Below are 12,063 nucleotides of genomic sequence, written 5' to 3'. Positions count from 1 at the left end.
TTTTATGATAGGTTACGCTCCTCAGGAATGGGACTTGCTGGCCCGGTTTTTAACGAATCGTGGATTTGATCTTGCATTGATGGAAAAAGGCGGATTGCTTTCGGCTAAATCTGACGGGAGTGGATATGTGGATCGGTTTCGAAATCGCATTATGTTTCCGATATGGGATCGAGACGGCAAAGCTACCGCGTTTGCGGGTCGCATTATAGGCGAAGGACAGCCGAAATACTTGAATACCTCGGAAACGATGCTGTTTACGAAAAGCAGAACACTTTACAATCTGCACTATGCGCGGCCATCTATTCGAAAGAGTAAGCAAGTTGTATTGTTTGAAGGTTACATGGACGTCATTAAATCATGGAGCGCTGGCGTAAAAAATGGAATTGCTACGATGGGAACGGCTTTGACCGAAGAACATTGCGCTATTCTAAAACGACAAGCCGAAGAAGTCATTGTATGTTATGACGGTGATGATGCAGGACAAGCAGCAGCATTCAAATCAATTCCGATGCTTGAAAGCGCAGGCCTCAAAGTATCGGTGGCGATGCTTCCGAAAGGAAAGGATCCCGATGATTATATAAGCGAATATGGTCCGGAGTATTTCTTGCGAGAGATAATGGATCAACCGGTATCGGTGACAAAATTTAAGCTTATATATTCAAGGAAAAACCATATACTGCTAAAAGAAGAAGGTAGAAAGAACTATCTGCTTGAAGCGGTACAAATTGTTGCAGAGCTTGATTCTTCAACAGAACGCGAGGTCTACCTGAAGGAAATTTCACGAGAGTTCGAAATCTCACTGGATGCTTTGAAACAGGACTGTCATCAAATTAGACAGGAGCTGCAAAAAAAGAAACCGCAAGGGGATAATAACGACAATTCGTGGAATAATGGTAGGAATGAAAAGCCCCGAAAGTCTGGACCACCTACTCTTATGCCTGCTTTCACACATGCAGAACGAAGGTTGCTGCACGTTATGATGCGGGATCGAGAGGTAGCGCAATCGGTTCATGAACGACTCGGCGATGCGTTTAATGTAGAGGATCACGCAGCTCTTGCTGCTTATTTATACGCTTATTTTGCTCAAGGCTATGATCCGGATGTCAGCCGCTTTATTGCAACGCTGCATGATGACCGATTAGAACGTACAGCTRCATCGATTTTGATGATGGACGGTGACTTTCCGTTCGATGATACGATGATGGACGCATATATCCAGGACATTATTAAAGTACCGCAGTATCGTGATATTGAACGCAAGAAAGAAGAAATGGTGCGTGCTGAGCGTACCGGAGATTTTTTGGCAGCAGCACAAATAGCAAGTGAGATTATAACCCTAGAGAGACAGCTCAAAGGACGACAGGAAGATCGTTTCTAGGGGGGAGGGAGTCGGAATATGGCGAATGATCAACATACTGAACTAGATACCGAACAAAAACTGGATCATGTGAAGGACCAATTGATTGAGCAAGGCAAAAAGAGGTCATCTTTGACGTATAAAGAAATTATGGATAAGTTGGCTCCGTTCGATCAAGACCCTGAACAAATTGATGAATTTTTCGAACAGCTCGATGATTTTGGGATTGAGGTACTGAACGAAAATGACGAAGAAAATCCACTCGCTGCCCAAGGGGAAGAGCAAGAGCGCGAACAGGACGACTTTAACTTTGATGATGATCTAGCTTTGCCGCCGGGTATAAAAATTAATGACCCGGTACGTATGTATTTAAAAGAAATCGGTCGGGTTCCACTTCTTTCTGCAGATGATGAGGTTGAACTTGCACAACGTATCGAGAATGGCGACGAGGAAGCAAAACGTAGACTTGCGGAAGCGAACCTGCGGCTTGTTGTCAGTATTGCTAAACGTTATGTAGGTAGAGGCATGTTGTTCCTTGATTTGATTCAAGAGGGCAATATGGGACTTATTAAAGCAGTTGAGAAGTTTGACCATCAGAAGGGCTTCAAATTCAGTACGTATGCAACATGGTGGATTCGTCAAGCGATTACTCGCGCCATTGCCGACCAAGCACGAACCATTCGTATCCCGGTTCATATGGTGGAAACGATTAACAAGCTAATTAGAGTATCACGTCAATTGCTCCAAGAACTTGGACGCGAACCGACACCGGAGGAAATTGCTGCGGAGATGGAGCTAAGCACCGAGAAGGTTCGCGAGATTATGAAGATCGCACAAGAACCGGTATCGCTTGAAACTCCAATCGGGGAAGAAGATGATTCTCACCTAGGTGATTTCATTGAAGACCAAGAAGCGCTTGCTCCAGCAGATGCTGCTGCGTATGAGCTGCTTAAAGAGCAACTGGAAGACGTGCTCGATACATTGACTGAAAGAGAAGAAAATGTACTTCGTCTTCGCTTCGGACTTGATGATGGACGCACGAGAACGCTTGAAGAAGTTGGCAAAGTATTTGGTGTTACGCGTGAGCGTATTCGTCAAATTGAAGCCAAAGCACTTCGCAAGCTGCGTCATCCAAGCCGCAGCAAACGTTTGAAAGATTTCCTCGAATAAAAAAACTTGATGTTTAGTATATTGACCTTTCTGCTCGTGCAGCGAGGTCTTTTTTCTAAAATGCCAACCTCATACATACGGACTTGTGCAGGCAAAACAAGTCGATCGAAAGGATAGCGGGATTTTATGAATCAGGATCGTCGGCAAATTATCGTGAAAGAAATTGATCATTGGCGCCGAAGCAAGCTGCTGCCAGATCAATATTGTGACTTTCTGCTGAATTTGTATGCTGATCAAGATACGATCCAAACAACTAAAGAACAGCATCATACAGTTGGAAAAGCAATCGCCGCAGTACAACGAGCAACAGGTATGCAATGGCTACTTACATTTGGAACTTTTACCTTAATTTCCTTTGTTGTGCTTTATTTTAACGAATTTCATCCGTTATTGCAAATGGCTGTTGTGGTCGGCGCGGTGGCTGTTTTTTTACTTACGGGACAGCGACTTCGCAGCCGCAATGAGTCAGCTGGATTGGCAATTAMAAGTACGGGAATGCTCCTCCTTCTAGGGGGGGGATTGTATATGTTGAATCTGCATCCTTTTGATCATTGGGGCTGGAAAACAAGCTTATTAGCCTTTTGTTCGATCTTTTGGGTTTTTTATGGAATAAAGGCTCGCATTCCTGCCCTTCATTTAAGTGGATGGTTGGCGGCTATACTTGTTTATGCGTGGCTGCTGTCACAATTTATGCTGGATTCGAAATGGTATGAGGTGCAGCTTTACTGGCTGCCTATCGCTTGTTTGTTTGGCTGGAGCAGTTGGTTTGTACATCGCTGGTCGAAGCCGGTATCTGCTGTTCTGTTTGCAACCTGCGCGCTCGTGTGGTTTATGCCTGAGCTATACTCGGTCATGTTCGTCAATGACGCAATTCTGTTGCAGCTGCAGCTCATTGTCAAAATAGCGATAGGCGGAATAATATTATTTTCAATGCGAAAACAATGGATGGTGTGGGTTGTATAATGTTAAAACTATCAAGGCGTCTGCAGAAGATTGCAGATTACGTAACCACGGGCTCGCGTGTAGCTGATATTGGCTCGGATCATGCGATGCTACCCGTATATTTGCTGCAAATCGATAAGTGCCCTACAGCGATCGCAGGAGAGCTGAACCTCGGTCCCTATGAGGCAGCGAAGAAGCAAGGTGCTGCCGCTGGAATGACTGCTCGTTTGACAGTCCGACAAGGCGATGGCCTGAACGTGCTTCAGCCTGGTGAGGCTGACACGGTCACAATCGCCGGTATGGGCGGCAGCCTTATGAGCGATATATTAGAGGCAGGCCATGCGGCGGGCAAGCTAGAAGGGGTTGTAGAGCTTGTGCTGCAGCCTAATGTAGGTGAAGAAGTCGTACGCGAATGGCTTTTGAAGCATAATTGGTATTTGGCTGCAGAAAGCATTCTCGAAGAAGACGGAAAAATTTATGAAGTGATGCACGCCATACGTGCATCGGATGCTAAAGCGCGCAATAGCGAGCTTTATGATGGCAGCTTCTTGAATGTTAAGCTTGCGGCTGACAAGCTATTTGGTGTTTTGAAGCAAATGGGTCCGCATTTGCTTCGCGAGCCTCAGCCTGTATTACTTAAAAAATGGCGTCATGAGCTGAATAAACTTGAGCGTATTTGTGATCAGCTGGCTGGATCAGAACTTGCAGAATCAGCGAGTAAACGCGAGCAGTTTCAGTCGGAGATGAACGTGATTGAGGAGGTTTTACAATGCTTGCCAATGGACAAACCGTGATCCAGTTAATGGAGCAGCTTGCGCCTAAGCATTATGCGGTTGAGAATGACAAAATCGGCCTGCAGCTGGGCACATTAAATAAACCGATTAAGAAGATCCTTGTTGCATTGGATGTAACGGATGCTGTTGTTGATGAAGCGATTGAGCAAGGTGCTGAGCTTATTATCGCTCATCATGCGATCATATATCGGCCGCTTGCCAAGCTGGATACATCAACTGCGGCAGGGCGCCTATACGAGAAGCTTATCAAAAACGACATTGCCGTTTATATTTCACATACCAATCTTGATGTGGCAGATGGAGGAATAAATGATTGGCTAGCTGATTTAATCGGAATCGTTCCGGATAACCGTCAGTGTATGGAGGAGGTGCATACGGACAAGCTTTACAAGCTTGTTGTATTTGTACCAGAGAGCCATCACGAGCAAGTACTTGAGGCTATGTGGCGTGCAGGAGCAGGTAAAATTGGCAGCTACAGCAACTGCAGCTTCAATATAAAGGGGACAGGAACATTTATTCCTGGACCAGGAACGAACCCGTTCATTGGCGAGGAAGGAAAGCTGGAGCGTGCTGATGAGATTCGAATTGAAACGATCGTTCCCCATAGCGTCCACCGCAAAACGGTCCAGGCAATGCTCAAAGCACATCCGTATGAAGAGGTTGCTTATGATTTATATTCAGTCGATTTAAAGGGCAGATCATTTGGACTGGGCAGAGTCGGCAAGCTAGCCGAGCCGACGACACTGGGTGAGCTTGCAGAACAAGCGAAGCAATTGTTTGATGTTCCAGCAGTGAGAGTAGTTGGAGCACTCGACCGAGTCATTCGCAAAGCCGCTGTACTCGGAGGAGCAGGCGGCAAGTATGTACGCCATGCTGTATTTTCCGGTGCTGATGTGCTTGTTACTGGAGATATTGATTATCACACGGCACATGATGCGCTGGCTGCAGGAATGACGATCATCGACCCTGGTCATAACATTGAAAAAGTGATGAAGCAGAAGGTTGCAAATTGGTTGAATGAACAGCTTGTGAGCAGTAAATATGAAACGACAGCGGTTGCTTCTTCCTTGAACACAGAACCGTTTACTTTTGTATAGTTAAATTATTGTTAGATTGGAATGACATTGAGGGTTGAGCTTTTATGAAATACCTTGTATACTTAACGATGCCACGGAAAGTTTGACAGACAATCGCTGGCGGCCTTGTTGCCGCGAGAGGAAAGTCCGGGCTCCGCAGGGCAGGATGCTGGATAACGTCCAGTCAGCGCGAGCTGAAGGATAGTGCCACAGAAATGGACCGCCGATGGCCGGCTTTTAGCCGGAACAGGTAAGGGTGGAACCGTGGTGTAAGAGACCACGAGGAGCATAGGTGACTACGTTCCTGGTAAACCCCATCTGGAGCAAGACCGAGAGGACGCCGCAGCCCCTAAGCTGCAGCCTTAGCCTGAGGCGCGTCCGGGTTGGTTGCTGGAGCCGTATAGCAATGTACGGCCTAGATAGATGATTGTCGCTTCATCGTGGGAGGGTCGTTCCCGTTTGGACCACCAGAAGTACAGAACCCGGCTTACGACAAACTTTCCGCACGACCTTACACTTACAAACAAAGAGCACCCATCGCATGCGATGGGTGCTTTATTGTATTTGCTGAATTACTTCCTGTACTTATTCATAATCCGATCAAGCCTTCTTTTTACCTGATCGGGATAGGTTTGCAGCGCTCCACCGTATTTTGAAGCAGCTTGCAGCGCTTTATCAACATCGATTTCTCCATAGCCAAAAAAATCGTCTTTTCCTTTGGCGCCTAAATCAATAGCTGATTTCCTCATAATTTCCATAACCTCAACGTTGGAAAGCTCAGGATTAATGGACCGAATCAATCCTGCCAACGCCGCGACATGGGGACTTGCCATAGATGTGCCGGACAATGCCGCATATTGACTGCCAGGATAGGTGCTCGCAATGCTGTCGCCAGGTGCTGCAACGTCTATATAATCGCCATAGTTAGAAAATGAAGCTTTTTCTTTGCTGCTGTTAGTTGCCGCAACAGCGAATACTTCCGGATATGCGGCTGGATACCCCGGACGATCCGTATTATCGTTGCCGCTGGCTGCAATCATGACGACGTCATGATCATAGGCGTATTTAATCGCGTCATGAAGAAAATCTGCCTGCGCATAGTTGCCTAAGCTCATATTAATGACCTTGGCTCCATGATCGACGGCCCAAATTATACCTTGAGCGACGGAGTAAGTGGAGCCTGCACCGCTGCTGTCCAATACTTTAACAGGCATAATTTTGTTGTACCATGATAAACCGGCAACACCTTCATTATTGTTAACGGTAGCGCCAATGATGCCAGATACATGGGTTCCGTGCCCAACATCATCATCAGGAGCCGCATTTTCATCTACAATATTTTTGCCTTCAGCAAGCTTACCCTTCAAATCCGGATGATTGCTTTGCACGCCGGTATCAAGCACAGCAATAATAACCTTGTCGCTGCCTTTAGATAAACTCCAGCCCTTTTCCGTCTCAATTGAAGGCAAATTCCATTGATACTCTGAGTACAAAGCATCATTTGGAACGATTGCGGCTGAGCTCTCATTTGTCATATACAAATAATGTGGTTCTGTATATTCGGTATTCCACTTTTGCTTGAAATAACGGACGAGCTGATCCGTTTCAATATTTCTTGAGCGGAAAATAAAAGTATCCCCGACTTGTTTAACCCACTCCGCATTTATATCGCGTTTTACCTGTTCAAGCTCGCTGCCCGAAAGAGGCTTAACGAAATGGACAACAACGTCGCGAACATGATAATGACTGGCATTTCCGTTATCCTCGCCAGTACGAACAGTCGTATCGATCGTTGAGTTTGGTTTCACTGATTCGATTTTGTAATTTCCTTCAGCTGGATAAGGTACAAGTCTAAGGTTGCGCTTTTGATGATGCTCTACGGATTTCAAAATATCTTGTTTGATTACACCGACAACACCGATTCCAGTATGCTTGGAGTCTGGCACACCCAGCACCATATAACGGCTTCCATTTTTGGCCGTGAAAGAAGGGGATTCAAACTTGGCTCCTTTGCTAACTTGTGATTTTGCTTCAGAAACATAAGATTTGACTTTCTGATCCTCTGTTTGTGGAAGGGCTCCTCGATCAACGCTGCGATTGCCCGAAATCCAGCTAATATAAGCCATGTGCGCATGCTCATGCATCATATGCTTGATTTGTTGATCAGCTTCGTTTTTTGATCCCATACTGGAGCTCATCAGCTTCTGAAAATCTTTGGAGCACTCCGTGGAGCATAGCATCGCTGTCGCTTTCATATCGGATTGCAGCGCAGCAATTTTGAGCGTATGCTCGCGTTTTGCAGAAAAACTAGACGTTTGCGGCGGTTTTTTCACGTCTTTAGGGGCAAATATCGGCGTCATTGGTATAAGCAGAGCAGCTAAGGCTAAAATTGTAAGGCCACCAATCCATTTTCTATGCATGCCTGAAACCCTCCATTGATCGTTCTAAATTAGAGCTAAGTCTAATCTATAGGTTCGGATTCCAAGGCTTAAAATATGCGAACGAAAGCGTGAATCGCCAGTACCACTTAAATGTAATTTGTGGTACGATAGTGATGATTGTAGTTTTTACGTGTGTTTGGATTATGAAAGGGGAACTACCTATATGCCAACTGCCAACGTCAAAGCACTAACGGAATCAACTCGCACAAAGCTAAAGGATGCGTTAAGCCAACTGGAACCGTTTCTGAATAACAATTCCTTGCCCCAATTAACCGGCGAAGATGATGGAGAAGAAGCACATACTTTTTACAAAGGCCTTTTATCCGATTTGAGACATTTATTGGTCTTTTCTGAAGTCTCGGTTGAAAAGCTGGGAGTATTGCTCAGACGGCCCAATTTTGATACAGATTATGCGGAACGCGTGCTGTATGAGGTTTACCATCAATGCGTAAGCGCGTTTTTCTATCCGAAGAACGAATGTTATTCTGAAGATGGCCGTTATGCTTATACTGGCCAAGATGCGATTCGTTTCCGCTTTAAACCGAATCGTGATTCTCGTGGTATCGTACTTAGTGTTTCCAAGGTTTTTGAAGAACTGCGTGATGAATTAGCGTATTACGAAAATGATTACATGACTCAGCGTCGTATGCAAGGACAAAAATAAGGCAGAATGAATCACCTCCGGTCAGGGAAACTTGATAGTGGAGGTGATTTTTTTATGCCAAAAGGCGTGTCTTGTAGTGTCGCTAACTGCAACTTCTGGAAAGAAGGCAATAATTGTGGAGCTAGTGAAATCAACATCGAAATCGATCAACATGCAGGCGCCAATTTTAAAGAAGAATTTGCTGCGGATGACCTCGGACTATTTCATCAAGATCAAGCTGAACAATCAAAGTCAACATGCTGCCTTACCTTTAAACCAAAGGAGTGAAGGTCGATGGGTAAATATGAAGACGATTATAAACAATTGTTGGATGATCGAGATCGATCGGAACGAACAAGCCATCCAGTTGTGGGGACGGATCGCTTGATTGATGTAAATGAAGAAATGGCTGCTGATTTTGCAATAAGCAATCCAGCGGTTCATACGGAGCGCAGAGAAGACCGTTATGAGGAGAGAGAAGAGCGGGCACATGCAGATGCCGAGTCCGGAGGTTATGCTCTTGGATGGGTATCACTTGTGTTTGCAATTGCGTCTTGGTTTCTATGGCCTGTACTCATTGGTGCAACATCAGTCGTACTTGGCTTTATAGCATACCGACAAGGCGCACGCGGACTAGGCGGTTGGTCTATGGCGATCGGAGCTATTGCATTAATGTTAAATTTAATTATCGTCCCTTTTTATTACGCGATCACCTAACCGAATAAAAAAAAGCTCCTTCCCGGTAAATCGGGATGGAGCTTTTTTTATTTTAGAGCTTGCTCACGGTGCTTTTGTACTTCCACATTCAAAGCAAGCATCTCCCGATCCAAGAGATGAATCATATCGGCAGAGCCTTTGAGCTGCTGTTGTATATGTAGCGGAATTTGCTCATTAAATTTATAATAGATCTTATGCTCGAGACTTGCCCAGAAATCCATGGCAATCGTTCGAATTTGAATTTCTACAAGCACATTTTCGGTTCGATCGGTAAGGAAGACAGGTATTTCAATTAGCAAATGAATGCTCTGATAACCATTTGGCTTCGGGTTGATGACATAATCCTTGAGCTCAACGACGCGCACGTCGCTTTGCTTGCTAATCATGTCGACGATTTGATAAATATCGGTAGAGAAGGAACAGATTACGCGCACACCAGCAATATCCCGAATATGCTCTTTGGCATCCTCAAGAGTAATAGGGAGTCCTTTACGCTGAAGCTTCTGCATGACGCTCTCTGGCGCTTTGATTCTGGTCTTCATATGCTCGATCGGATTGTAATCATGAATAAATTGAAATTCTTCATTTAGAATGTTAAGTTTTGTTTCTACAGCATCGAGCGCAAATTTATAAGTTAGAAAAAAATGAGCCCATTGCTTTAGTTGATTCGTTTTCATACGCAGATCACTCCTGATATAACAATTATATATATGTGATTATTAGCTGGAACGGTTTCGACTTAAGCGAGAATCGTTGTATTATTATAATGGTCGATATTATATGCCAAGTCAAATTTATAGCATACTTAAAAGTCAACAGACGGGAGAGTTAATCATGATCATTGACATTCATAACGTATCGTGGGAACAAAATAACAATAAAATTTTGGAACAAATAAGCTGGAAAGTAAACGAAGGAGAGCATTGGTGTTTGCTTGGACTGAACGGGTCTGGCAAAACAACATTGCTGAATATGATTAACGGCTACATTTGGCCATCTGAGGGCAGTATGGCGGTACTTGGGAAAAAATTCGGTGAATTTGATTTACGCGAGCTGAGAAAGAGCATTGGTTGGGTTAGTACTTCATTGCAGCAAAAGCTATATGGCTCTGRGACTGCTCTGAAAATTGTTCTTAGCGGCAAATTTGCAACCATTGGACTATATGATCAAACCGATTCTGCTGACATGATCCAAGCAGAAGAATTAATGAGAACACTTGGCTGTACAGCTTTAATGGAGCGAACCTACAACACGCTGTCACAAGKAGAGAAGCAGCGAGTGTTGATCGCAAGGGCGCTGATGGCTTCTCCGAAGCTGTTAATACTGGATGAGCCGTGTACAGGCCTTGATGTATTTGCACGCGAGCAGCTGCTCCAAATGATAGCTGCTGTGGCAGGCGAGCAGAATGCTCCTACCATTATTTACGTGACCCATCACGTGGAAGAGATATTGCCTTGCTTTGCAAAAACGCTTTTAATTAAGAAGGGAAAGGTATTTGCAGCAAATGACACTTCTGAGGTGCTGACATCCGCACTTATGAGTGATTTTTTTGGAGTGCCTGTCCATATCGAGAAGCGTAATAGCCGAAACTGGATTACTGTTGAGGGGGATTTATGGAATTAGTATTGCAAGAGCCGCAGTTTCAGCTGCAGCAGCCTCCTGAGCCAAAAAGATGGAAAAAAATAATGGCTTGGTTAAAAAAACGATTCGAGCTTAGAAATGAACGAGATCATTATATAGCGAGAATTGCTACAGGAAGCACAGCTCTATTTGCGTCACTAGCGATGACGGCAGCCGCCCTTGGCATGCCGACTGGACTTGGTACGACAATTGATATTTTACTTTTTTTAATTTTGAATATCGTTGCTATGAGTCTAGCAGCGAACTTGCTATCATTTATATATTCAATGTTGTATTTACCTATACCGCGCAGACTTGCGGCTGTATGGACATACGCTTCGATAGAGGCTTATCTGATTTTGTATTATGCTGAGCTAGGCATACTCATGTCGATTATCATTGCGTTAGCTTTCACCATCATAGGGGCTGCTGCGGGCTGTTTGCTCGGTATCCTCTTAAAGTTGAAAATAAAGCGACGGAGCAAATTTTTGATTATGGTGGGAGCAGCTTCTGTTGCAGCGATCAGCTATCTGTTTGTTTATTGGCCAGGAACTGCAGCTATGTCTCAAACGGCTGACGCCTTGCTGGACAGTGATTCCATTCGCAATACAATAAATGCGCCTGATCCAGCTGAGAATGGGAAGTTTGCATTTCAGGCTTTCACTTACGGAAGCGGGCTGGATAAGCATAGAGTCATTTTTGGCAAAGAGGTTGATGTTCGATCTACGGCAGTTGATGCTTCAGCTTATATTACAGAATGGTCAAAACTGAAAACAAAATTTTGGGGATTTGACGAGCATGCTCTGCCTTTAAATGGGCGTGTCTGGATGCCGGAGGGTGAAGGACCGTATCCAATTGCACTTATCGTACATGGCAATCATTTGATGGAGGATTTCTCTGATGGGGGTTATGGCTATTTGGGAGAGCTGCTTGCTAGCCAAGGCATAATAGCCATTTCAGTAGATGAGAATTTTTTAAACTATTCCGTTTGGTCAGGTATACCTAATAATGATATGAAAGTACGCGCTTGGGTACTTCTTAAGCATTTGCAGCAAATTAAACAGTTGAACGAAGAAGTCGGCAATCCTTTTACCGGAAAAGTTGACTTAAGCAGGGTTGCATTAGTTGGTCATTCTCGCGGCGGCCAAGCAGTAGCTATGGCTTCTGATGCGGATCGCTGGTTTAAAGACGACAAAACATTAGAGAGCTTAAATGATGTTGTAATCGAGTCTGTTGTGGCAATCGCACCAACAGATAAGCAAGTCGATAATAAATCGGCTCAGCTGACCGATGTAAATTACTT

General features: G+C 44.6%; 11 protein-coding genes, 1 other RNA gene and 1 pseudogene. 11 read left to right on the top strand and 2 right to left on the bottom strand.

Annotation, left to right across the window (positions count from 1 at the left end):
* The 6 genes from AB4Z17_RS27470 to rnpB all read left to right on the top strand — a co-directional run.
* A partial coding sequence (locus tag AB4Z17_RS27470) for a DNA primase (RefSeq protein ID WP_441963326.1) occupies positions 1-1,378 on the top strand: 1,378 nt, incomplete at its 5' end.
* Positions 1,379-1,396: 18 nt separating this feature from the next.
* The gene (gene rpoD, locus AB4Z17_RS27465) at positions 1,397-2,527 is read left to right on the top strand and encodes an RNA polymerase sigma factor RpoD (protein WP_053376806.1); all 1,131 of its coding nucleotides are present in this window, start codon (positions 1,397-1,399) and stop codon (positions 2,525-2,527) included.
* Between the two features lie 126 nt (positions 2,528-2,653).
* Positions 2,654-3,490: a hypothetical protein gene (locus AB4Z17_RS27460; protein ID WP_441963325.1), complete on the top strand. Its 837-nt coding sequence runs from the start codon at positions 2,654-2,656 to the stop codon at positions 3,488-3,490.
* Entirely contained in the window at positions 3,490-4,263 is a 774-nt protein-coding gene (locus AB4Z17_RS27455) for a tRNA (adenine(22)-N(1))-methyltransferase (protein WP_441910437.1), read from the top strand. The genes AB4Z17_RS27460 and AB4Z17_RS27455 overlap by 1 nt, the downstream gene beginning before the upstream one ends.
* The gene (locus AB4Z17_RS27450) at positions 4,239-5,360 is read left to right on the top strand and encodes a Nif3-like dinuclear metal center hexameric protein (RefSeq protein WP_441963323.1); all 1,122 of its coding nucleotides are present in this window, start codon (positions 4,239-4,241) and stop codon (positions 5,358-5,360) included. Before AB4Z17_RS27455 ends, AB4Z17_RS27450 begins: the two co-directional genes overlap by 25 nt.
* 77 nt (positions 5,361-5,437) lie before the next feature.
* Positions 5,438-5,844: RNase P RNA component class A (gene rnpB, locus AB4Z17_RS27445), an RNA gene on the top strand.
* Between the two features lie 67 nt (positions 5,845-5,911).
* On the opposite strand, the gene AB4Z17_RS27440 is transcribed toward rnpB, so the two are convergent.
* Positions 5,912-7,759, bottom strand: coding sequence for a S8 family peptidase (locus AB4Z17_RS27440; protein WP_441963322.1), 1,848 nt, complete (start codon positions 7,757-7,759; stop codon positions 5,912-5,914).
* 184 nt (positions 7,760-7,943) lie between these two features.
* On the opposite strand from AB4Z17_RS27440, the gene AB4Z17_RS27435 reads away from it, so the two are divergent.
* Genes AB4Z17_RS27435 through AB4Z17_RS27425 form a run of 3 tightly spaced genes read left to right on the top strand, consistent with a single transcriptional unit; the run spans position 7,944 to position 9,140 of the window.
* On the top strand, positions 7,944-8,444 hold the full coding sequence (locus tag AB4Z17_RS27435) for a YpuI family protein (RefSeq protein WP_076266908.1): 501 nt from the start codon (positions 7,944-7,946) through the stop codon (positions 8,442-8,444).
* Positions 8,445-8,498: 54 nt separating this feature from the next.
* On the top strand, positions 8,499-8,711 hold the full coding sequence (locus tag AB4Z17_RS27430; protein ID WP_076266909.1) for a DUF1540 domain-containing protein: 213 nt from the start codon (positions 8,499-8,501) through the stop codon (positions 8,709-8,711).
* Positions 8,712-8,717: 6 nt separating this feature from the next.
* Positions 8,718-9,140 carry a DUF308 domain-containing protein gene (locus tag AB4Z17_RS27425; RefSeq protein WP_441910433.1) on the top strand — a complete coding sequence of 141 codons (423 nt, stop codon included), beginning with the start codon at positions 8,718-8,720 and terminating at the stop codon, positions 9,138-9,140.
* 47 nt (positions 9,141-9,187) lie between these two features.
* On the opposite strand, the gene AB4Z17_RS27420 is transcribed toward AB4Z17_RS27425, so the two are convergent.
* Positions 9,188-9,817, bottom strand: a complete 630-nt coding sequence (locus AB4Z17_RS27420; RefSeq protein WP_076266910.1) for a GTP pyrophosphokinase — start codon at positions 9,815-9,817, stop codon at positions 9,188-9,190.
* Between the two features lie 157 nt (positions 9,818-9,974).
* On the opposite strand from AB4Z17_RS27420, the gene AB4Z17_RS27415 reads away from it, so the two are divergent.
* Together AB4Z17_RS27415 and AB4Z17_RS27410 are read left to right on the top strand one after the other, a co-directional pair.
* The gene (locus AB4Z17_RS27415) at positions 9,975-10,763 is read left to right on the top strand and encodes an ABC transporter ATP-binding protein (RefSeq protein WP_441963321.1); all 789 of its coding nucleotides are present in this window, start codon (positions 9,975-9,977) and stop codon (positions 10,761-10,763) included.
* A pseudogene (locus AB4Z17_RS27410) lies at positions 10,754-12,063 on the top strand (hypothetical protein); the annotation flags it as partial. The gene AB4Z17_RS27415 and the pseudogene AB4Z17_RS27410, both read left to right, overlap by 10 nt.

Origin of the sequence: Paenibacillus sp. TAF43_2 (assembly GCF_052113545.1) — a bacterium.
In the GTDB taxonomy this organism is placed as follows: Bacteria; Bacillota; Bacilli; order Paenibacillales; family Paenibacillaceae; genus Pristimantibacillus.
This window is presented reverse-complemented; position numbering and strand designations above follow the sequence as displayed.

Bases quoted from the DNA above. Each gene is read 5' to 3' on its own strand.
- rpoD (WP_053376806.1), top strand. From the start codon at position 1,397: ATGGCGAATGATCAACATACTGAACTAGATACCGAACAAAAACTGGAT.
- AB4Z17_RS27420 (WP_076266910.1), bottom strand. From the start codon at position 9,817: ATGAAAACGAATCAACTAAAGCAATGGGCTCATTTTTTTCTAACTTAT.
- AB4Z17_RS27425 (WP_441910433.1), top strand. From the start codon at position 8,718: ATGGGTAAATATGAAGACGATTATAAACAATTGTTGGATGATCGAGAT.
- AB4Z17_RS27430 (WP_076266909.1), top strand. From the start codon at position 8,499: ATGCCAAAAGGCGTGTCTTGTAGTGTCGCTAACTGCAACTTCTGGAAA.
- AB4Z17_RS27435 (WP_076266908.1), top strand. From the start codon at position 7,944: ATGCCAACTGCCAACGTCAAAGCACTAACGGAATCAACTCGCACAAAG.
- AB4Z17_RS27440 (WP_441963322.1), bottom strand. From the start codon at position 7,759: ATGCATAGAAAATGGATTGGTGGCCTTACAATTTTAGCCTTAGCTGCT.
- AB4Z17_RS27455 (WP_441910437.1), top strand. From the start codon at position 3,490: ATGTTAAAACTATCAAGGCGTCTGCAGAAGATTGCAGATTACGTAACC.
- AB4Z17_RS27450 (WP_441963323.1), top strand. From the start codon at position 4,239: ATGCTTGCCAATGGACAAACCGTGATCCAGTTAATGGAGCAGCTTGCG.